At 52.6% G+C, this 19,326-nt stretch carries 25 protein-coding genes; 1 reads left to right on the top strand and 24 read right to left on the bottom strand.

What is annotated here, in order from left to right:
• Window positions 1–19 precede the first annotated feature (19 nt).
• The 8 genes from HMPREF1207_RS05520 to HMPREF1207_RS05550 all read right to left on the bottom strand — a co-directional run bounded on the left by HMPREF1207_RS05520 (window position 20) and on the right by HMPREF1207_RS05550 (window position 5,585).
• Entirely contained in the window at window positions 20–706 is a 687-nt protein-coding gene (locus tag HMPREF1207_RS05520) for a DUF1361 domain-containing protein (protein WP_009674036.1), read from the bottom strand.
• Between the two features lie 45 nt (window positions 707–751).
• Window positions 752–1,528 (bottom strand): GNAT family N-acetyltransferase, encoded by a 777-nt coding sequence (locus HMPREF1207_RS05525; protein ID WP_009674026.1) that lies wholly within the window; start codon window positions 1,526–1,528, stop codon window positions 752–754.
• A gap of 59 nt (window positions 1,529–1,587) precedes the next feature.
• The gene (locus HMPREF1207_RS05530; protein WP_009674031.1) at window positions 1,588–2,184 is read right to left on the bottom strand and encodes a DUF1572 family protein; all 597 of its coding nucleotides are present in this window, start codon (window positions 2,182–2,184) and stop codon (window positions 1,588–1,590) included.
• A 14-nt stretch (window positions 2,185–2,198) separates the two neighbouring features.
• A complete protein-coding gene (locus tag HMPREF1207_RS29650) occupies window positions 2,199–2,357 on the bottom strand; it encodes a hypothetical protein (protein ID WP_009674050.1) in 159 nt (52 codons plus the stop codon).
• 66 nt (window positions 2,358–2,423) lie between these two features.
• The gene (locus HMPREF1207_RS05535) at window positions 2,424–2,948 is read right to left on the bottom strand and encodes a GrpB family protein (protein ID WP_009674055.1); all 525 of its coding nucleotides are present in this window, start codon (window positions 2,946–2,948) and stop codon (window positions 2,424–2,426) included.
• Window positions 2,938–3,354 (bottom strand): GNAT family N-acetyltransferase, encoded by a 417-nt coding sequence (locus tag HMPREF1207_RS05540; protein ID WP_009674028.1) that lies wholly within the window; start codon window positions 3,352–3,354, stop codon window positions 2,938–2,940. Before HMPREF1207_RS05540 ends, HMPREF1207_RS05535 begins: the two co-directional genes overlap by 11 nt.
• Before the next feature lie 52 nt (window positions 3,355–3,406).
• Window positions 3,407–3,736 carry a DUF962 domain-containing protein gene (locus tag HMPREF1207_RS05545; protein WP_009674051.1) on the bottom strand — a complete coding sequence of 110 codons (330 nt, stop codon included), beginning with the start codon at window positions 3,734–3,736 and terminating at the stop codon, window positions 3,407–3,409.
• Window positions 3,737–3,953: 217 nt separating this feature from the next.
• Entirely contained in the window at window positions 3,954–5,585 is a 1,632-nt protein-coding gene (locus HMPREF1207_RS05550; protein WP_009674047.1) for an alkaline phosphatase, read from the bottom strand.
• A 226-nt stretch (window positions 5,586–5,811) separates the two neighbouring features.
• Here HMPREF1207_RS05550 and HMPREF1207_RS05555 point away from each other — a divergent pair, with 226 nt between their 5' ends.
• The gene (locus tag HMPREF1207_RS05555) at window positions 5,812–6,651 is read left to right on the top strand and encodes a helix-turn-helix domain-containing protein (protein WP_009674022.1); all 840 of its coding nucleotides are present in this window, start codon (window positions 5,812–5,814) and stop codon (window positions 6,649–6,651) included.
• Window positions 6,652–6,907: 256 nt separating this feature from the next.
• On the opposite strand, the gene HMPREF1207_RS05560 is transcribed toward HMPREF1207_RS05555, so the two are convergent.
• The 16 genes from HMPREF1207_RS05560 to HMPREF1207_RS05630 form a co-directional block, all read right to left on the bottom strand.
• Window positions 6,908–7,894, bottom strand: coding sequence for an aldo/keto reductase (locus HMPREF1207_RS05560; RefSeq protein WP_009674039.1), 987 nt, complete (start codon window positions 7,892–7,894; stop codon window positions 6,908–6,910).
• Window positions 7,895–7,931: 37 nt separating this feature from the next.
• Window positions 7,932–8,501 (bottom strand): GNAT family N-acetyltransferase, encoded by a 570-nt coding sequence (locus tag HMPREF1207_RS05565; RefSeq protein WP_009674033.1) that lies wholly within the window; start codon window positions 8,499–8,501, stop codon window positions 7,932–7,934.
• Window positions 8,502–8,539: 38 nt separating this feature from the next.
• Window positions 8,540–9,112: a histidine phosphatase family protein gene (locus HMPREF1207_RS05570; protein ID WP_009674029.1), complete on the bottom strand. Its 573-nt coding sequence runs from the start codon at window positions 9,110–9,112 to the stop codon at window positions 8,540–8,542.
• A gap of 31 nt (window positions 9,113–9,143) precedes the next feature.
• Entirely contained in the window at window positions 9,144–9,542 is a 399-nt protein-coding gene (locus tag HMPREF1207_RS05575; protein ID WP_009674032.1) for a hypothetical protein, read from the bottom strand.
• Window positions 9,543–9,724: 182 nt separating this feature from the next.
• Window positions 9,725–10,291 carry a DinB family protein gene (locus HMPREF1207_RS05580; protein WP_331271685.1) on the bottom strand — a complete coding sequence of 189 codons (567 nt, stop codon included), beginning with the start codon at window positions 10,289–10,291 and terminating at the stop codon, window positions 9,725–9,727.
• Window positions 10,261–10,704: a GNAT family N-acetyltransferase gene (locus tag HMPREF1207_RS05585; protein ID WP_009674018.1), complete on the bottom strand. Its 444-nt coding sequence runs from the start codon at window positions 10,702–10,704 to the stop codon at window positions 10,261–10,263. Before HMPREF1207_RS05585 ends, HMPREF1207_RS05580 begins: the two co-directional genes overlap by 31 nt.
• Before the next feature lie 12 nt (window positions 10,705–10,716).
• Window positions 10,717–11,154 carry a hypothetical protein gene (locus tag HMPREF1207_RS05590; RefSeq protein ID WP_009674054.1) on the bottom strand — a complete coding sequence of 146 codons (438 nt, stop codon included), beginning with the start codon at window positions 11,152–11,154 and terminating at the stop codon, window positions 10,717–10,719.
• Window positions 11,155–11,337: 183 nt separating this feature from the next.
• Window positions 11,338–11,541: a hypothetical protein gene (locus HMPREF1207_RS05595; protein WP_009674040.1), complete on the bottom strand. Its 204-nt coding sequence runs from the start codon at window positions 11,539–11,541 to the stop codon at window positions 11,338–11,340.
• Between the two features lie 48 nt (window positions 11,542–11,589).
• On the bottom strand, window positions 11,590–12,072 hold the full coding sequence (locus HMPREF1207_RS05600) for a tetratricopeptide repeat protein (RefSeq protein WP_009674024.1): 483 nt from the start codon (window positions 12,070–12,072) through the stop codon (window positions 11,590–11,592).
• A gap of 37 nt (window positions 12,073–12,109) precedes the next feature.
• Complete coding sequence (locus HMPREF1207_RS05605; protein WP_009674046.1) at window positions 12,110–12,589, bottom strand: GNAT family N-acetyltransferase; 480 nt, start codon at window positions 12,587–12,589, stop codon at window positions 12,110–12,112.
• Window positions 12,590–12,599: 10 nt separating this feature from the next.
• Window positions 12,600–13,109 carry a GNAT family N-acetyltransferase gene (locus HMPREF1207_RS05610; RefSeq protein WP_009674021.1) on the bottom strand — a complete coding sequence of 170 codons (510 nt, stop codon included), beginning with the start codon at window positions 13,107–13,109 and terminating at the stop codon, window positions 12,600–12,602.
• Between the two features lie 67 nt (window positions 13,110–13,176).
• Entirely contained in the window at window positions 13,177–14,178 is a 1,002-nt protein-coding gene (locus HMPREF1207_RS05615; RefSeq protein WP_009674042.1) for a phosphotransferase enzyme family protein, read from the bottom strand.
• 177 nt (window positions 14,179–14,355) lie between these two features.
• Window positions 14,356–14,811 (bottom strand): hypothetical protein, encoded by a 456-nt coding sequence (locus tag HMPREF1207_RS05620; RefSeq protein ID WP_009674041.1) that lies wholly within the window; start codon window positions 14,809–14,811, stop codon window positions 14,356–14,358.
• 85 nt (window positions 14,812–14,896) lie between these two features.
• Window positions 14,897–15,925, bottom strand: a complete 1,029-nt coding sequence (locus HMPREF1207_RS05625) for a serine hydrolase domain-containing protein (RefSeq protein WP_009674020.1) — start codon at window positions 15,923–15,925, stop codon at window positions 14,897–14,899.
• Window positions 15,926–16,367: 442 nt separating this feature from the next.
• A complete protein-coding gene (locus tag HMPREF1207_RS29120) occupies window positions 16,368–16,544 on the bottom strand; it encodes a YHYH domain-containing protein (protein ID WP_231392012.1) in 177 nt (58 codons plus the stop codon).
• 200 nt (window positions 16,545–16,744) lie between these two features.
• Window positions 16,745–18,961, bottom strand: a complete 2,217-nt coding sequence (locus HMPREF1207_RS05630; protein ID WP_009674058.1) for an NPCBM/NEW2 domain-containing protein — start codon at window positions 18,959–18,961, stop codon at window positions 16,745–16,747.
• Window positions 18,962–19,326 lie beyond the last annotated feature (365 nt).

A 19,326-nucleotide genomic window follows, 5' to 3' on the forward strand; every position in this document is an offset into this window, starting at 1 on the left:
AGCTGCCTATGGGAGCTTCTTATGCACGCGCAGCCGCCCGGCCCGCCTGATGGACAACAAAATAAAACGACACATAAACAATCCCGATCATAAGACCGAACAGCAGGGAGAAAAGCATCGCCGGAGCATGAAGGCTCTCCATGGCGATCTGTTTAATGAGGCTTACATCCGTCAGCACGTCCCAACTGTTTAGCCGGTGCACTCTGCCCAGCAGTACGCCGTAGCCGCCGAGCAGCGCTGTCGCCGCCACAAAGCCCCAGGCAAGCAGGGAACCTGCGGCAAGCCGAATAAGCGAATGAACCTGATACAGGGAATATACGCAGAGCAGCAGACCGTTCCACGCAAATAATACGAGAACGAGCAGATCGTACCAGTACCGGAACGCAAACGTTCCTTGAGCGGAGGCATAGAGCCCCTTCATCGCGGTTAAATGAACCAGGTCCGTCACGATATAAGGGGCGTTCGGATAGAACAGCAGCCAGCCTCCCCCCAGAACGACGATGATAGCGGCTCTCATCCCGCTTTGTACCCGGCGTCCGGTCTCGTAAGCGATAAACGAGAACACGAACGGAACCCAGGCCAGAAATAAATTCCAAGTCAAAAAATCGTAATACGTCTTGTTCCGGAAAACGGAATAGACCAGCAGCGTAAGTGCCGACAGAGCCGCCAGAAACGCGGCCGATTTCCACGCAGACAGGTGTACCATTCTTGCTCCTTCTTCCGCGGGGACAACGGCGTCATTCTCATCCGCCTAATCCTGCAGGGAGAAAACCTCATAAGATCCGGCATAGATCAGCCCCAATTTCTCCGCAAGCCCCTTGGACTTCAAATTTGCCGCATCCCAGCTCGGATACAGATTGTGCTCCAGGCAGTGCAGCAGAAACGCGGCCGCAACCCGGGTCGCCAATCCGAACTTCCGGTAGTCCGGGTGGGTCATAATGCCGATTTCCACGCCCGTACGGCATACCATCGCGGTCGTGCAGGCGGCTGCGACTTCGCCTTCCGCTCGGATGCAGTAGCCGAACCCGGTCTCCATAAATTGTTCCGCCGTGTCATAATTCACGAAGTGATAATGCTGGAGCGGGTCGCGGAACATGTCCCGCGCCAGCTCCGGCGTGATCTTTTCCACTATGTAATCCGGATGCTCCGCCAGCTCCTTCAAAGAGCCGGGCCGCAGCGACGCCGGGGAAAACATGTACCGCTCGCCTCGGATCAGCTTGCCGCCGTGGATGCTCCGTGCCCGCTGCACCCAGCCTGGGGATGAAGGCATAATATAGCAGTGGGCGGGAAGCTCCTCCAGCCATTGCTCGGCGGAAGGGCCGGCGGAATCACCGGCGAAATAGGCGAAGCTCCCCTGATTGATCTGCGCGCTCGAAGGATTCGTCAAGGAATCGACGAAGATTCGAATATCACCGGCGGCCTGACCTTCCAGCACGCTGTCTATACAGACGTCCACCCGGCGGACCTCTTCAAACAGTTTTGTCAGATGCGGCCTTATGGCGGCGTTTACTTTTGTCATCGTGTACATGGCCTTGATTGTCTCCAGTCTGTGTCCGTCGTGATGCCGCTCCGGTTGCCGGAGCCGTTTTACTGCATGCTGTCCGTGTTGGCGGACAATCTTTTCATCTCTTCATCGGTAAAATTTTGGACCGATTTCTGTTTGGCGAATTTTTCGCTGTTGAATTGCGCGGATTTGTTTCTCGGAATGGACAAGCTGTTCCATTCTTCTTTTTTGAGCAGCTTGGCCGCATAGACGATCTGCCCGACGTGGTAAGGATAATGGGCCAGCTGCCGGTTAATGGCTTCGATCACGGTATGGCCTTCGTTGCGGATATAAATAATCTGCTCCAGTTGACCCGGACTCAAGGAATCCAGCGCATGGAATAAGCAGTTCCAGCCTTCGTTCCACTTGTCCAGAAGCTGCTCTTTGTCCGAAAGGCCGTGCCCGAATTCGGCGTCGCGGTCGCGCCAGTCTTTTTCCCCGTCCGTCGTAAGAAAATCGGTCCAGCGGGAAAGCATATTCCCGCCCAGATGGGCCACTATCGTCGCAATGCTGTTCGTGTCTTCGTTGTAAGCCGTAAACAACTGCTCCGGCTCCAGCTGGTTCATCGCTTTCTCCCCGAGTGTTTTGTAGTAGAGAAATTGTTTGCGGGCACTTTCCAGGTAAGTCTGATTCGCACTCATTTCGGTCACCCCGGTTATTTGTTTTTTTTCGACGCGGTCCAGAAAGCCAGCACGACCAGCGGAATCGCGATGATCCACGGAATCGTAACCGTCCCTCCGGCAAGCAAAGCGAAAACCATAAGAACCACTATACCCAAAATAATATACAGGCAACCTCTGCCGAATGTCTCCATCGTACCGCCCAGCCTCCCTGGTCTCCCTCTGCCGGTTCCTCGGATGCTGCTGATGCCCCTGCTGCTCTATTCCTTGTAGAGAGTCTTGTTTAAAATGTCCCGGACAAAACCGGTTTTCTTCTCACAGTAAGTATCTCTATCATAGCGGAATTCGGCCGCCAAATCTTCCTTAAGCCGCTGATACCGCTCCCGTGCCGCAGGATGGGCACGCAAATAATCGCGAAAAGCGATATGCTCCAGATAGCCGCGACCGTCCTTGGGACATACGTAGAGATGATAAGCCATAAAGCCATCCTCGTACGTCCGTTTGAACGCTTCACGGCCCTCCACACCCAGATTGCCCTCATGCCGGAAGCCCGCTTTCCCCAGACGCTCCGCAATGGCGGGAAACACTTCATAGCTGTCCATAACGACATCAATGTCAATGATCGGTTTGGCTCCCAAGCCTTCCACCGATGTACTGCCTACATGTTCGATGGCAATAACGAGATCGCCGATGTGCTGTTCGAGTTCGGCTCGTATGCTCTCGAAAGCGGTTTTCCACGCCGGGTCGTAAGGAACTATCCGGACTTCTTTCGTTTTATTCACCACAGGGATGCCCCTCCTTCCTGTATTTCATGCCGCTGGCAAACACCTCGAAACCGAACCGTTCATAATAACCGATTTTCGGATCCGAGCAAAAAAGCTCCATATGTAATTGACGAGTGATGCACCGCTGAATAAGCCGCTTCATCAGCTCGCTTCCGATTCCCTTCTTCTGATAGTCCGGATGGACGGCGAGGCCGCATAGAAACGCGGTCATCACGCCGTCCGATACGACTCTGCCCGTGCCGATCAGGCGGCCCCCATCATAAGCGCTCGCCACATACCAGCTTCCCCGCATCGTATCGTGGAGCTGCCGTGCGGACAGCTTAAGGAATTCGTTCCAGCCGAATTGCTCATACAGATCATAAATGGCTTCACCCGAAGGAATTTCGTCCGAATACACAATATTCATGTTTTCACTCCTTAATCGGCCGTGATCTTCCATGCGGCGGCTGCGTCCATTCCTATTCGGACTTGCTCACCCACGCGTCGACTAGATCGGTCCGTGTCACCACTTCCGCCGTCCTCAGAAAAAACCAGAGAAACCCCGCATAAAAACCGATCAGCGGATAGCGGAAAGACGCCGGCTTGTTGCCTTCGAAATAAAAGTGTCCGGTCCAGGCTAACGCATAATGTAGAACGGCAAGCGCCAAGGCAATCCGGATGTCGATCCACAGAAAGATCCAGGCCAGAAATGCGGCCAGGAACGCAAAATAATGCAGCGTGCGGTTTACCGGATTCCGGTGCTCCTCCAAATAATTTTTCATATCCCGTCTGATGCGCCCCAAGTTCATTCAACGACTGTCCTCCCGTTTCCGGTTGTTCTCCGCTGCTGTTTCTGCACCTGTCTTTCTACTTTACCATTGAACGGTCCTGTTAGGGTATATTTTCCTTCCCCGCCTGCCCGCCCCGCGAATAACGGCAAAAAGAAAAATCCGCAGCGAGTGCGGATTTCAATTTCAACAAGAGATTGCGGGTAAGATTTGGCCAAAAAAGTTCAATAAACCCCGTTTATTGAATCAAAGCCGCCGCGTCGCGCGACACCCAAACTTTATTTTTGATCAGCAGGGTCGGCGTGCTAAGCTTGATCGTCTTGCCGTCCGTCAGAGCGATATTTTTGTCTACCGGGAGCTTGATCGTCTTCGTTCCTTTCGTCACGACGACGACCGGGTTTTCCTTATCCGATTTGTCTACGGTCACTTTGGCTCCTTTGGCCTCCAGGTCGCTTGCCGGAAGGAACAGCTTGTTTTCCAGCGCGGGCAGGTCCAGTCCCAGAATCAGTTGGAGGTATTTGCCGACGTCGGTGTTCTCGACCACGCCGCTTCCGGCATAATCTGTAGGAAGAAAATCATTCGGATGGTAAGCGAACAGTCCGACCTCTTCCGAGGTATGGTCACCGGTGGAGAACGAAACGCCTGCCCGCTCTCCCAATATGCCGCCGATCACCGGAGAGAGATTGTCTTTCAGCCCTTTCTTGACGGCTTCCTCTTCTTCCTTCGTCAGATCGGATAGCCCGTATTCCTCCTCGAGCATCTTCTTGTAGTTGGATTCGTTAATTCTGCCTTCCAGCCCGTAGCTCGTATGTTTGGCCTTCGTAAAGATAGGCTGAAGATCCTTCATCGTGTCATAGTTGGTCATATTGAGTCCGCCCGTGGCATGATCGGATACCGAAATAACGGCGGTGTTTCCGTCTTTTTTGGCAAAATCAATCGCCGCTTTCAGGGCACGGTCAAAAGCCTGCGTCTCGGTAACGATGCCGACCGGGTCGTTGTCGTGTCCGAACCAGTCGATCTGGCTCGCTTCTACCATTAGGAAAAAGCCGTTTTCGTTCGAAGAAAGCTTGTTGGCCGCGATCGTCGTCATTTCCGCCAGGGTAGGCTGCTTCTGCGGGTCCAGGTCAAGATCGGCGTCGAGCGCCCCCTCGTTAAAAAGGCCCCAAATCTTGTTCGTCTGCGAACTGAGCAGATCAATTCGGCTCGTCGCATATTCGTAGCCGTTTGCTTTCAGCACGTTGGTGAGATCTTCCCCGTCCTTGCGGTTGATTTCTTTATCGCCCGGCACGAGATAACCCGATCCGCCTCCCAGGACGAGATCCACGCCGCTGTATACCATCTGCTCCGCGATGGAATGAGCGTTGTCGCGGCTTTCCGCGTGGCTGGCGAAAACCGCCGGCGTAGCGTCCGTAAGCTCGCACGTGAACACAAGTCCCGTGCCCTTGCCCTTCAGGCGGGCCCCTTCCAGGAGAGTCGGCAGTGGCTTGGCCGCTTCCCGTTCGCGGGGCTTGTCGATGAACGGCATCGTGACCTTATCCGGCGAGATCGATACCGTCTCGCTCTTCACTTTATGACCGGTTGCGTAAGCCGACGCGCCCGCAGCCGAGTCCGTCGTCAGCGAATCCGACGCGTACGTCCGGACGAGCCCTTTGAAATAAGCGTCCATCTCCAAAGGCTTGCCGCCCTGGACCCATCTCGTCAAATTCACGTCCGACAAGCTCATGCCGTCCGTAATAAACAAAATCACGTTTTTGACTTCTTTCTTCTCCGCCGGCAAAGCACGGCCTGACTGCGCATGTCCCGTACCGGTCCCCAGACTGCCGCACAGCAGAGCCGAAGTCAGAAGCATCCCAAGCATATTTTTAGCCATTTTTTACCTCCTGAACCGTTATGTAGTAATTCACTCTTTCATTATAAGCGAATTTAGTTCCGTTTTCTGCACATATCTTCCAACAAGGAGAAAAAGCCACCTTATTTTGCGGTTCTTTTTTCGTTCTATTTTTGTTTTTTTATGTGATTTAGGCCGAAAGGGTTAAAAAGAAGCCGGAGGACACGCTAAACTGAGTAGGACACCCACGGAGCGAGGAGGAGTTCATTTGAAAAACGTCTGTTATGACTGCGGTTCTCTGCATATCAGCCGCAAGGAGCTCGCTTACACGAGTATGCCGTCGCGCCACACCCACGATGCTTTCGAAATTATGTATCTCGTATCCGGTCAATTGTATTATTTTATCGGGGACAAAACGTACCAGGTCGTAGGCGGCGTCCTTCTGTTCATTAACGCCAATGTGCCGCATCAGTTAGTCAACGCGGGCGAGGCCGTCTTCGAGCGCGTTACGCTGCTGTTCAAAGAGGAGTTTCTGCACGATTTTTTCCGTCTGAAAGACGGCGGGGATCTTCTGTCTTTTTTCTCTGCGGACTTCCATGCCGTTAACCTTTCCGGATATGAGCAGACCTTTACAGAGGAGCTTTTTCATAAAATGCTCCACGAAGGCGTCCGCAAGCAGATAGGGTTCGAGCAGTATCAGAAAGTGCTGCTGATGGAGCTGCTGCTGTTTATGAACCGCAAGGTGCGCGAAGCGGACCGGGAGCAGGCTGGGAGCGGCGCATTGCCCACCCACAAAAAAATTTACGCCCTCGTGGAGTACATAAACAGCCGCTTTTACGAGCGGCTTACGCTGGAAGATCTATCGCAAACGTTCGAAATCAGCCCTTCCCATCTCAGCCGCACCTTTAAAGAAGTGACCGGCTATACCGCAATCGAATACATCAACACCGTCCGGATCAAAAAAGCGTGCGCCCTGCTCAGGGAAACAAGCTGGAAAGTGCTCGAAATCTGCGAGCGCGTCGGCTTTGACAGCCTGACTCATTTCGGCAGAACCTTCAAGCAGATGACAGGCTGCTCGCCCGTCCGTTACCGCCGCAGGCAGCCGTGAGCGGCGAGGCGGACGGGCGGGGATGGCCAAATAATCCGCCGGGATTGCGGCGGATTGGAAGGCGGCGCCGTTTGGCGCCGAGGCGCCGCTGGCGGACGGGCGAGCGGACGGGCCGCAAAACGGCGAGGACGGAAAGCCCCCGGATGGACGGCAAAAAATCCGCCTGACTCCGGCGGATTGGTAGGCGCCGTTTGGCGCCGAGGCGGGCCGCTGGCGGCGGGGGCGGCCCGCAGGGGCAAGGCTTCGCGTCAATCACCTAGAGATTGACGCTCTTCATGCTCGCTTCCGGGTACCTGGCACCGGAAGCCGCTCCCTTAGGCGCCGCCTCGTCGATGCGGGCGGCTTCTTCCGCGGTCAGGCCGACGGCGAGGGCCTGAACGTTCTCCTCCAGATACACGGCTCGCTTCGTGCCGGGGATCGGGACAATGTCTTCGCCCTGCGCCAGCAGCCAGGCCAGCGCCAACTGGGAAGGCCGGCATCCCTTCTCGCGGGCGATTTCCTCGATCCGCTTCACGAGATCGAGATTTCTCCGGAAGTTATCGCCCTGGAAACGGGGCGAGTAGCGGCGGTAATCGTCCTCCGCCAAATCTTCAAACGTCCGGATTTGTCCCGTGAGAAACCCTCTTCCGAGAGGACTGTACGGGACGAATCCGATGCCGAGCTCGCGGACGACCGGCAGGATCTCGTCCTCCACGTCCCGGCTCCACAGCGAATATTCCGTCTGCAGCGCCGTGACGGGATGAACCGCGTGAGCGCGGCGGATCGTTGCGGGAGCGGCCTCGGACAAGCCGATGTAGCGGACCTTGCCGGCGCGGACCAGCTCGGCCATGGCGCCGACCGTCTCTTCTATCGGGGTACCGGGATCTACCCGGTGCTGATAGTAGAGGTCGATGTAGTCGGTGCCGAGCCGGCGCAGGCTCGCGTCGCAGGCTTCCCGGACATATTCCGGGCGGCCGCTCACGCCGAGGAAAGCCCCGTCCGGACTGCGCATATTGCCGAATTTGGTGGCGATGACCGCCTCGCTGCGGCGGTCCTTCAGAGCTTGTCCGAGCAGCTCCTCGTTACGGCCTACCCCGTACATGTCCGCCGTATCCAGAAACGTCACGCCAAGTTCGAGCGCGCGGTGAATCGTGCGAACGGATTCGGCTTCGTCCCGTCCGCTGTAAAAATCCGACATGCCCATACATCCCAAACCGATTGCGGACACTGTCAGTCCGCCGCTTCCAAGCTTTCTCTGATCCATCCTAGATTCCGCCTCTCCCGTTTTTCCTGAAATAATGTCAGTGATTCAAAAAGGGCTGGATTTCCGCCTTGCCGGCGTGCAGATTATAGAACGAATCCAGCCGCAGGTCCTTGACCAGATACAGGAGGAGGTCATCGTCCACGCGGACCATCTCTCCGGCGGCCGCCTCCCGGTTGCCCGACATGAGGCCGTTGCCGTCCGGGACGTAGCCTCTCCTGCAGTAAATCCTCTGCGCCGCCCCGTAGTCCTTGTAGAGTCCGACTCCCAGCCCGATCCGGTGAAAATCTTCGCTTGCCAGCGCCTCGAACTGCTCCAGCAGTTTGGTTCCGATTCCGCTCCGGCGGTAGTCGGGAAAAACATTCAAATCATTGATTTCGGGAATCCGCCGGTCCCGGAAATACGCATACTCCGATTCCACCTTCAAATGGCCGCAGCCGACCAGCGTCTCTTCCACGAAAGCGAGCAGGGTGACACGGGTACCCAGCACATTTTCATGAAGGCACTGATCGTAGTAGGCGACCTCCCGGTGCAGCCCGTGCTTGCGGAAAGCCTGCATCCAGATCACCTTAAGCTCCTCGCTGTCGAGCGGCTTGACTAAAATATTCATGCCCCCACCCTTTCTGTATCCATTGCTGCTGTCCTCTTTTATTCCAGATGCTTCGTACAGTTGTATAAACCGCAAGTCCAGTCCCGGTCATCCAGAACTAAAGTCGTGACCGATGTGTTCGTTAAATGTCCGTCGTACTCGGAATCGGGCAGCAAATGTTTCAGCATCGTCCGGATAAAGGAGCCGTGGCTGACGATCAGTATCCTTTTCCCCTTATGCCTGCTCAAAACCTCGTCCAGAAAAGAGCGGCCCCGGGTTATGACGCTTTCCGGCTTTTCTATGCCCAAGTCAAGCTCTCTCCATCCCGCACCCCACTTCGCGATACGTTCCTGCTCGGTTGTCCCCTCGATTTCTCCCCCGCCCGCTTCACGGATTCTTTCGTCGCTCCACACCGGAATTCCGGCCCGGCCGCCGATTCTGTCCGCCGTCTGTTTTGCGCGGAGCAAATGGCTCGAATACACATAGTCCCACTTCTCCGACCCGATCCGTTCCGCCAGCTTTTCCGCATCGGCCAGCCCGTCTTCATCGAGCGGAATATCCGAGCTTCCCTGCGCTCTTCCTTCTTTGTTCCAATGTGTACTCCCGTGCCTTATAAATCCGATTGTCGTCATGTGTACCGCTTCCCTTCCTGGTTAAAAAAAACTATCCTTCCCGGACCAGCCATGTCTTCGCAACTTCGGGATCGCTGAAAAACGAGACAGGGCGTTTTAAAGGCGGATCGAGCCTGTTCAGCCTTTTCTTTAATTTGAGCTTGCTCCCGAAGGAACAGCCCACGAGGGTCAGCTTGTAAATATGCGCGTTAAGACGTCCGATATGGTCGACAAAAGCCGCGATAACGTCATCACTCAGTCGTGTTTCGTAAAAATCGACCCAAATTCTCAATTTCTGGCTTCTCTGCCCGATAAACTGTTCTTCCTCCAGCATCAGCTTGAACAGTCCTGCCTCATCTTGGAAGAAGCTCCCGTACTTTAAGCAGTGAATCTCGCCCCCTTTATAGTAATACGGAAAAAGGGAACCTCCCGGCGATTTGATACTGTACATTCCGCTGCCTCCTTCTGTTCGTCGTAATAAGCGGGTCATCCCGCGCCTCCGGCCTGTACCCTCCATCCGGCTTGCCGGGAATAAAAAAGACGAGAAAACCTGCCTTGTCTTAGGTTTAGTCGTCTGGTCTTTGCCCGGAAGCCTCTTCAGTCGTGCGATGGAGTAAACCTGCCGTGGATAGCTTACACGATACTCAGGTATCTCTCTTGAATAATGTGAATATGATGCCGCTCGTGTCCGGCTATGATCGCCGCGAGCGCTCTGGCGGATATGAGGCCGTTATTGGCCGTTCCCGTCCGGAGCCAGGCTTCCTCCATAATGCCGCGCAGTAAAGTCAGCGTGGAGCAGCGGACGGCGGAGTAATCCTTGAGAATGTCGGACAGGCCGCTTGCCGCAAAAGACGCCCCGGCCATATACTCATTCTCGTCATAACCCGGAAGCGGCGTCCGGTCCCCTCTCGCGATACAGAGCATGCGGTAGGCCATGATCCGTTCCGTATCCGCCACGTGGCCCAATACTTCCTTGATGCTCCACTTGCCCGGAGAGTACTTGCGGTCCCCGGTTTCTTCCGTAAGGGACTGCATCAATTCGGTCGTGGTTTGAAGCTGTTCGACTAGAATCTCGGCAAGATTGCCCTCTTGAACCAGCTTAACGTAAGTTTCATAGTACGCCGGATATTCTCCAAGCGGCGGTTTTGTAAGTATGGACTCACTCCTTTTTACTCCGGCCCGGTCAAATGTTTGACAAATCGGTAGCCGTTCACTTCATAACCCGATTCCTTGTAAAAGGAATGGGCTTTATCCCGTTTAACGCCCGAAACAAGCCAGCTCCCCTTGCACTCATGGCGAATGGCCAACTGTTCGGCATAATTCATGAGAATCCGGCCGATTCCTCTGCCTCTTTCCTCTTCGTCGACGACAATCACCGAAATTTCCCCGTAGCGGGACACCTCTTCCAGATTCTCGCGGATTCTGAATCCAAGCGCTGCCCGTACCCGGCTGTTTTGCTCATATACGTACAAAGAATCGAAGGGACTGATTGCCACAAACTCCAGACGGTTTGCCATATCCGCTCCGGTGACTTCCCCGCCGCTCAGCTGCGACATAAGCCCGCTCAACGCAAGGCAGTCCCGCTCTTCCGCTTCCCTGATGATGTATGCCATGCTGCCCTCCCTCTACAATCCGCCGTCTTCAAAAATCCATTTCTCTCCGAATCCCATCCCGTTCCCTGCGGGAGACTGGTTATGGATGTCATTCATAGTGTTGACTCCCCGGTACCAAGCAGTCCAAGTTAAATCATTTTTTAAGTAAGTGACCCGGTAAAGTTTATTGTATTTACCCGCCTCGGCGGCGAACGGAGTTTTGTCGGAATCGTCCATGCTAATTTCCCGGATTTCCTGAACTTCTCCCCCGCGTGCCATAATAACTGTTTTTATTTCCTGTCTGAGAACTTGATCCATTAGGGCTACCATACCGAAAAAAACAGGCGTGTTTATGAGGAAGATTCCTATAATAATGCCTACAAACACAGCTTGCTTCTTACGGAACACCATGGCGAGAACAAGTCCGGTAACAAGCACGAGTACAAAAACGATTGTCAAAGCTGTCAACATCCGGCCCCTTCGCTCCTTTTCACAACATCAAGTCCGGACGCATACGGCTGAGGTCCGCGCAGGGATGCAGGGGTTGTTAGCTTTCTGCCGTTCACCTGTACTAGGATCGTACGCAAATCTCCGGCATTTGTTTCGCTGCCGCCTGTAATTCCGCAAAACGGCCCGGTGAAGCAGCTCTCCTTTCTATTGCCCGGGTGGACCGGGTGGCCGATCCTTCTCCGAAGCCATGCGGTTCAGCGTCTCGTATATTTTGCGCAGATAGGCCGTAATCGTGATCAGACTCATCAGAATAAACCCGAGCATAATGAACGTGACGACTTCCCCGGTAAAAAAAGAGACGACGGCCAGCACGACAACAAGCACGGTATTGATCACGTTGTTCGTCAAGCTGCCAACTCCTTTTCGTTGTATGCTTTTTCTATTTCAATCTGCGGTTCACTTCCAAACCCGATCTAATTTGTCGGCATAAAAAAGAATGGCTTTTTTATATGAAGCGATTCCTTCGTCCCCGCTCGTTTCGCCCAACTGCCGGAGCATAAGCTCCATGGCTTGCGCGTGTTCCCCCAGGTTATACAGCGTCATCGCGTAAAAAACCTGAAATTCCCGGGCTTCCGGGTATTCCCGGATTGCCTGACGAAAGCACGTCCGGGCCGATTCGTACTCGCCCAGCGTCCGGTAAGTGCTGCCGAGACCGAGCCAGGCGCCCCGTCTCTCTTCGTCCGCGAGGCCAAGCTCCAGCGCCTTCGCATAAAAAGGCGCGGCTTCCTTTTCCAGTCCCATGGCGTCATGAATCCAGGCGCACTGGTACCAATTGGATGGAACGAGCGGCTCTTCCCGGACAAGACCCAGCAGCAAAGTCTGTGCTTCCGCATGCCGCCCCGCTTCTCTCAGCCGGATGGCTTCTTCCAGCTTAGTCATGGTCCTCTTCCTCCCGGTTGTGGTTTGAACAAGCCGGCTATTTAAGCCGGGGCCGGATGCTTTTATCGAAAACGCGCTGGGTTTTGACCGGCTCGAATCCCATCTGCTCGTAAAACGAAACCGTGTCCTGCCGGTTTACGTTCATCCTGACGCGCAGCCGGCCTAGTGCGGCGGAGCTTGTCCATTCCCCGCATCGTTTTACGAGTGACCGCCCGATTCCCTGTCCCCGGAATTTCCGGTCCACGATTAATCCCGCGATTTCGGCGAAGGGCTCGGATTCCAGCAGGCAGCGGGCATGGGCGTGAATCCAGCCGATGACCTCTCCATCGTATTCCGCCGTGAGGATGACGTGATCGGGCAGAGCCAGGATGTGTCCGAGCCTCTCCGCAAGCCGGTTTTCGCCGGCGGGATAGCCAAGCTGAGCGGACAGCCGGGCCATGCCGGGAGCATCGGAGACAACCGCTTGTCTGTACACCACGTCCCCGCTGTTTGTTACAAAAGCATCATATTCGGTCATGTACGTTCTCCTAGATCAGCTTGTAATAAAAGATCGTCGTGTGCAGGCTCCCGTCGGACGATTTGGCGAAATGCGGGATGCGGCCCGCCTCCACATACCCGAATGACTTGTACAGCTTGTTGGACGCGTCTCCTTCACGGGTATCCAGCACCAGAAGCGACCTTCCCTCCTCCGCCGCCGTTTTCTCCAAAGCCTGCATCAGCATATGAGCGACGCCCTTTCTGCGGTATTCGGGATGAACCATCAGCTTGACGACTTCCGCCCGGTGTGCGGCATTTCTTTTCATCGCCAAGTGTAGCTGGACGGTCCCGACAATTTTGCCGTCGCATACGGCGTTCCAGGCCAATACGCCGGGTTCTATCACTTTTTTCCAGTAAGTGTTCGCGTCATCCCAGCTCAACGGCGGCAAAAATCCGATCGAAGCTCCATCCTCCACTACCCGGATCAGCAGCTCGGTCAAATCGTTCAGAACGCCCGCCTCCATCGATTCCAGTTCATGAATCGTCACTCCATGTGTCATAGTCGTGAACCTCCTTGCGGCCTTCGGCCGTATATTTTGACGTGATTCATGCGTGTTTCCGTCCCTTCTACAACGTATAAAAAAGGCTACGGTCCTCAAGAAAAGGAACGCAGTAATTTTTGCAAAAAGCAGGCATCCTCTCTTTCATCCACGGATGCTTGTCGGGATTATGTAAGTGAAACGAATAAAAACCGAAAATCGACAGAAGCATAAACCCCTCCAACAGATCGAGCCGCTCCGTAACGGCGCCGGGCCGGACAAGCGAGTAACCCTCCAGCAACGAATCCCTCAACTCGGTTTTCATGGTGAGCGCGCAGCCCGCCAGATCATACCCGTAATACCCGTGCCCGAACAGGCAGAAATCAATGAGCGAAAAGCCCTGCTCCGTCACGATCAGGTTGCCTTTATTGATATCGGCGTGAATCAGTCCCCAAGAACTCCCGGACCGGCTGTGCCGTTCAAGCTTGTCCGCTATGCGCGTAAACGTCCGTCCGACGATCTCAAGGTCCTCTTCCCTGAAAAGGTCCATGGACAGCCCCGACCGGATTCGTGCAAGCATCTCCTCATTCTGTTCCACACCCGCGTAGCGGGGTCTCCTCAATTCGGCAGCCCCGGCGTATGTTTGCGAAAATCGGTGCATGATACCGAGCTGCCGGCCGAGCCCTTCCACCATCTCCCGCGAAAATGACTCTCCATGCCCGACATCCCGGCCTTCGATCCATTCGAGGAGGGTACAAAAGACGCCGGATTGGGCTCCGGATTCCGCACCAAGGTTCACAGACGTTACCCACTCGCCCGCATGGCTTGCGACCGGTTTCTGCACCCGCATTCCCGTAGCGGCGCCAAGATCCGCCAGCCACTGCATTTCCGCATGCAGCCCTTCCCGGGAATGCTGCAGTCCGTGCAGCTTGTCCGTAACCGGTTTATGTATCCGGAGCAGGTAAGATTGTCCCGTGGTGCCGTCCGTTACCCGGTAGGTCATGTTTTCGTTGTGCCGGATAAACCGTACGGACGGTTCACGGACCGGGTAAGCGGCCAGAATAGCGGACAGCGGGACCTTTTCATTCATGAATGTTCTCCCTTTCCATCGGTTCTTCTGTATGTCCCTTCCATATATACCTTATATACCTTCGATGTGCACATTCGCCTTCCTCTTTCCGGGTCATAAAAAAAGAGGATATCCGAACCGGTAAAAGTCCACATATCCTTCCTAATGATACCTACCGTATGAGCGACCCGCTTAGTTTTAGAAACAAGTGTACGAGCTGATCCGCCGCAGATCGATTCCGAAATAGACCCAACTGAACCCCGTCCACCGGAAGCCGGCCACCGAAGTGCGGCCGACAAAAGTCGGGAAGTACCAGAACCGCGTGCCGTCATTCAACCAGATGAACGTATTGCGGAACAGACAGCCGACGATGCCGCCCGGGTCAACCGCAAAGGGAGCCACCTGCGGCTCGAACTGCGGCGGGGGCGCCGTCGGCGCCTGCTGGCCGGGGCTGCCCCCCGGGAATCCCGGAGGCCCCGGAGGAGGCGTGCCCGGTCCCTGTTGTCCCGGAAACGGGAAGAACGGCCCTTGGCCCGGTCCGCCTCCCGGTGACGGAAAGAACGGCCCCATCGTGCCGAACGATCTCTGGCCGTCTTGAGTCCCCTGACTTCCTTGCGGCTGTGTAAACGATCCTTGAGGGAAGAAAAATCCCATGCTGCTTTCACTCCTCTTCCTTAAGTAGGCTCCTATACTGTATGCCGGGACGGATGCCGGGGACTGGGCGGAAGCGGATTAAAATTTACGGAGACCGATCTGCCTGCAGGCCGATACCATTCAGGCAGTCATATACGGTGTTACCGAACGTTCGAATGTCATCCAGGTAATTGTAGCCGCCGGGATTCGGTCCTGTCTGGTTATACATCCGAACCGCAACGGCTTCCTTCTCGGGAATAACAAGACAGGCGCAGCCCGTACTTCCGAGAGATTGATAAGAACCGACAGGAAGCTCTTGACCCAGTTCCGTCAAGGATCGCGGCCGGTCCTGCACGAACCAGAAAAATCCGTTTCTCGGCAGAGCTTCCCCGAGCCCTTCCGGACTGATGATTTCGGCGGTCTGCTCCCATACCGGACGAGGGACCAGCTGCATCTCGTTCCACATGCCTTTGGACAGATGAAGCTGTCCCCAGAAAGCAAGCTCTCTGGCGCTGACGAACATGTTTATGTCTGTGCCTTCATCGCTTGAATAAGCTTCATTCAGCCAAACGAGCCCGTCCGTTTTGTGTTTGCGCCAGCCCGTTTCCGTAAATCCGCCGGGACGGAATACCTTTTCGTTCAATAGCTGTGCAAGAGGCTTTCCGAACACTTCTCCGATCATGCGGATCAGCAGGTTAACGCCCACATTGTTGTAAGCCCAGTCCGCTCCGGGAGGAAATATCCGCTTTTGCGGACTCGCAAGACCGTGCGTGTGGGTGAGCAGATGCCGGATCGTCGTGCCTGCCAGCAAGGCGCCGTCCGGATCGGCCATATAGTCCGAAACCGGATCATCCAGGCCGCCGATCCGTCCCTCGTAAATGGCCAGAGAGACGGCGAAGCCCAGGTAGGTTTTTCTTACCGAAGCGACGTTAAATCGGGAATCCGCCCCGACCGCACGACTGCCTGGAGAGAAGCCGTGTGTGCCCGAGTACCATTCGTTAACGACGGTTCCGCTATGCAGAATATAGACGGCGGCCGCCGAAGCCTCAATCTTCTCCTTTACTTCGAGGACATATTGATTCAGCGGAGAAAATGCATCTCTGCGGCGAAGTTCAAGACTCTGTTCGTTATCCATGGGTCATCTCCTTCCCGGACTATCTCTTTATCACGGTATCACACTTCCAAATTCAGCTGGCGAAGCTTCCATCTATATGAATTCCTCTTGTGAATATAAATTAACATTAGACTCGGGCAATAATACTGGAGGCTCTCCATTTGAGGCTTTTCAGGCTGTCGAGAAACGTTTTTACAAAGTTCCAGGCGCTTTTGTGATATTTTCCGAGAAATTCCCAATCCATAAACGGATAATTATACACAATGAAGTAATATCCTGATATATGTAAAATTTAATTGCATTCCAATAATACCCTATAGGCGGTTTTACGTGAAGTCTCGGCAGTCTAACAAAACAAGCCGGCCCCGATACGGTGCCGGCTTGTTTTGTTTCTTTTCGTTGCTTACTTAATGGGGGATTGGCCTTCATGGAAACCGGTTAAGTTTCTACGCAAATGGGCCTGCTATTTCTTTTTGTGGTAATGGTACCCGCTGCATAACCCTTTTTGTTTAGATTTCGCGGAGCAGTTGTGGCCCCCGTTTTTGTCTAATCTTCCGGGATGCGCGTAAGCCGAAGCGGATGTAGCCATAACGACCACAATAGCGACGATAAAAATAACCGTTTTTTTCAATGTTCTCACCTTATGTACACCCTATATGCAGGGCTTAATGGAATTCTATCCCATTCTAAACCAGTTTCAAAAATCGGGATACGATTTGGCCCTACAATTTATCAATTCTTTAGAATTTATACCGCCCCAGCGGTCAATTTGTCAATCATTCCTAAAACTAAAGAGAGGGAATGACCCCTCTCTTTTTAACGCGCTTTAACTTTACTATACTATTTGATAAGACGAGCATTTACCCAATCGGCATGGTCACTATCAATACCATCTCCACCATCTGTTACTTTAAGTTTTAGCTCATTCTTTCCGGAAAGATTAACGTTTACCTCTTTTGCCTCTGTAGTTTTATTCATTTTACCGCTAGAGAATACAACTTGATTGTCTACAAGAACTTGGAACTCCACTGCAGCTACAGAACCTACCTCACTATCTACCCCAACTAGCGCGGCAAAGGATGTGTACTTTCCATCCAGTTTGTAGACAATTTCACTGTTAGCATGTGTGCCCAAACCTTTTGTATAGGCCTTGTCATTTAACTTAAGTGTATTTCCATCAACACTACGATCTTTTCGGATGGTTCCCCAACCTATTGTGGCAGAAAACCAATTTATATCGCTGAGATACGTTGTAACAGGTTGCTCTGTTTCAAAGATTTTAATTTCACTTGCAGATGCAAAACCATTTGTCCCGCCACCTTGAGGTACTTCAAGTCGAACATATTTAGCAAGCGTAGGCGGGAAAGTTACTGTCTTCTCTGTTTTATCTTTTGCCCAAGTGCCTGTGGCAACCTCAGTGAAGGATACCCCATCAAGACTAGTTAGGATTCTATATTTTGTAATAATGCCATTTTCTTGAGTTTGTCGTGGTAGATAGGTTAGTTTGGTGAATGTTGAGGGATTTAAGTACTTTGCTGTAATGTTGTAAGGAAACTGATTGGGTTTACTCCATTCGCTGTGCCACAAAGTATTTGTATTTCCGTCAAATGCATATGCTGCCGCATTATTTTCACCTGAAGTCTCTTGGCTGTTCGTTGTTGCCGCAATGATACCCCCAATACCTTTTACCTTATCCATTCCATCAGTCGGTTTAATGATGTTATACTCTGACCCAAACCATATAGGAGCAGTTAAAAGAGGTAAATTTAATGATTTAATCTTGTTTCGTGTGTCATCTGTTGCAGGCAAACCCCATTTATCAAAGAAAGGCGTCAAGTCATAGTGAGCTACTTTTGAAGTGTTTAGAATAAATGCCTGTATTCTTTGATCATCTGTAGTTGGCAGTTCAGTTTTTGCCAACTCACGATATAATCGATGTAAATCCGGGTAGAAGTTATCCCCAAAAGCAAGATTAAGTTGCCAAAACATTTCTAATTTTGAATTAGAGTCTTTAAAATTCTTGGTTGGCTGATCTACAAAGGAGAAAGCGGCTAAGTATTCGCCTTGCGACCTTACAGGCTCAGCAGGTTTAAGCACCTTCTTAGCAGCTAGAGTATAAATATTTACTGTCACTTCAAACACATCAGCCCAATTCCAAGGCCCTTGTTGTCTCAAATGACCTGCCTCATGATACTGCCCCCACCCCATTCTTGTAAGGTTTAAGGCATCCGCATTGGCTCCATTCCTTGTAGGCATAATCGCCCCATCCCAAGTTGCTATTGCATAATACGATCCTGTGTCAAATGGTGATTCAATAAAGCCAATCAAATGTTTGTCTAAATGATGTCTAGGATCAGAATCAGAATCTGATAATCCCGAAATTTTATCCTGTGCTGCAATAAACTTATCATAAGTCTGTAAAACAGGAACCGGGTCTTGATTCAAGATATGGTCTCTAGCAGAAGCATATGTGAAGACTAAGAGAGCTTTTTCTGATTGAAGAACAACAGAAGGTGCATTAGGATAAGCACTCATCATTGCCTGCCAATCCGCTTTTGTGTTCTTGCCTAATACAAAGAACGGAACAGGACTGCCCCCGCTCACTACATTTATCTGAATACTACCTTCATTGTTGCTGTTATCAAAAGACAACAAACCGCCATTTGGTGAGGAAATCGTGTTTTTACCCGCTTTTAATGGATAGCTGATCGCCCACTCTTTATCATGACGATGTGTCCCAATAATCGCTGTAATTGGTTTATCGCCTGAGACTTCAATCTCAATTTGTTCATTGGCTTTTGCATATAAACCTGTTGGCTGAAATATTTTTCGACCATCCGCATACCCCTTCGCTCTACGCTCCCGCTCGCCTTCCGCCCATATATCTCCAAGGGCTTTTACTTCAAAATTTCGCTGAACAACAAGATTACTTTGCTGTGTGACGGCTGCCTCTGAAGTTTGGGCTAGTACCCCAGATGGCGAGACAGGTACTACAACTGTTGTTGCTGTTACCACCATTAGAGATAAAATCTGAAGTGACTTCTTAAGTTTTCTCATCAAATCCCTCCCAAAATAAATTAAATTTATGCATAGCCAGCATTTAAATGCCGGCATATCCATCTTGGTATGTATTAAATAAATTTCAGACTAATAGAACACGATTTCATTCCACTTTTTACCATTTGTAAAATAACACCATTTATCTCTATTTCTTCAATACCATCTTTATTCTTCTTTCAAAATAAAAAAACTCACAACGTAAGTTGTGGGTTTTTTTCAGAGATACAAATGTTGGAATCTCTTTATTTGTCCAAAACTCCTTAGAGGTAAGCGTCAAATAGGCGGGGGCTATTTGACGCTTACGCGGCTTCGAGCTGCGCAGCGAAGCTGCAGCCCGCTCCTGGTTGTTCTTCAGGAAGCGC

Origin of the sequence: Paenibacillus sp. HGH0039 (assembly GCF_000411255.1) — a bacterium.
Lineage (GTDB): Bacteria > Bacillota > Bacilli > Paenibacillales > NBRC-103111 > Paenibacillus_F.

Coding starts and splice junctions, on each gene's coding strand:
- HMPREF1207_RS05560 (WP_009674039.1), bottom strand. CDS start 7,894: ATGGATCAGAGAAAGCTTGGAAGCGGCGGACTGACAGTGTCCGCAATC.
- HMPREF1207_RS05610 (WP_009674021.1), bottom strand. CDS start 13,109: ATGACACATGGAGTGACGATTCATGAACTGGAATCGATGGAGGCGGGC.
- HMPREF1207_RS29650 (WP_009674050.1), bottom strand. CDS start 2,357: ATGGAGACATTCGGCAGAGGTTGCCTGTATATTATTTTGGGTATAGTG.
- HMPREF1207_RS05545 (WP_009674051.1), bottom strand. CDS start 3,736: ATGAACTTGGGGCGCATCAGACGGGATATGAAAAATTATTTGGAGGAG.
- HMPREF1207_RS05520 (WP_009674036.1), bottom strand. CDS start 706: ATGGTACACCTGTCTGCGTGGAAATCGGCCGCGTTTCTGGCGGCTCTG.
- HMPREF1207_RS05615 (WP_009674042.1), bottom strand. CDS start 14,178: ATGAATGAAAAGGTCCCGCTGTCCGCTATTCTGGCCGCTTACCCGGTC.
- HMPREF1207_RS05540 (WP_009674028.1), bottom strand. CDS start 3,354: ATGAATATTGTGTATTCGGACGAAATTCCTTCGGGTGAAGCCATTTAT.
- HMPREF1207_RS05625 (WP_009674020.1), bottom strand. CDS start 15,925: ATGGATAACGAACAGAGTCTTGAACTTCGCCGCAGAGATGCATTTTCT.
- HMPREF1207_RS05530 (WP_009674031.1), bottom strand. CDS start 2,184: ATGAGTGCGAATCAGACTTACCTGGAAAGTGCCCGCAAACAATTTCTC.
- HMPREF1207_RS05585 (WP_009674018.1), bottom strand. CDS start 10,704: ATGGCATACATCATCAGGGAAGCGGAAGAGCGGGACTGCCTTGCGTTG.
- HMPREF1207_RS05550 (WP_009674047.1), bottom strand. CDS start 5,585: ATGGCTAAAAATATGCTTGGGATGCTTCTGACTTCGGCTCTGCTGTGC.
- HMPREF1207_RS05590 (WP_009674054.1), bottom strand. CDS start 11,154: ATGTTGACAGCTTTGACAATCGTTTTTGTACTCGTGCTTGTTACCGGA.
- HMPREF1207_RS05525 (WP_009674026.1), bottom strand. CDS start 1,528: ATGTACACGATGACAAAAGTAAACGCCGCCATAAGGCCGCATCTGACA.
- HMPREF1207_RS05630 (WP_009674058.1), bottom strand. CDS start 18,961: ATGAGAAAACTTAAGAAGTCACTTCAGATTTTATCTCTAATGGTGGTA.
- HMPREF1207_RS05565 (WP_009674033.1), bottom strand. CDS start 8,501: ATGAATATTTTAGTCAAGCCGCTCGACAGCGAGGAGCTTAAGGTGATC.
- HMPREF1207_RS05605 (WP_009674046.1), bottom strand. CDS start 12,589: ATGACCGAATATGATGCTTTTGTAACAAACAGCGGGGACGTGGTGTAC.
- HMPREF1207_RS05575 (WP_009674032.1), bottom strand. CDS start 9,542: ATGTACAGTATCAAATCGCCGGGAGGTTCCCTTTTTCCGTATTACTAT.
- HMPREF1207_RS05600 (WP_009674024.1), bottom strand. CDS start 12,072: ATGACTAAGCTGGAAGAAGCCATCCGGCTGAGAGAAGCGGGGCGGCAT.
- HMPREF1207_RS05570 (WP_009674029.1), bottom strand. CDS start 9,112: ATGACGACAATCGGATTTATAAGGCACGGGAGTACACATTGGAACAAA.
- HMPREF1207_RS05620 (WP_009674041.1), bottom strand. CDS start 14,811: ATGGGATTTTTCTTCCCTCAAGGATCGTTTACACAGCCGCAAGGAAGT.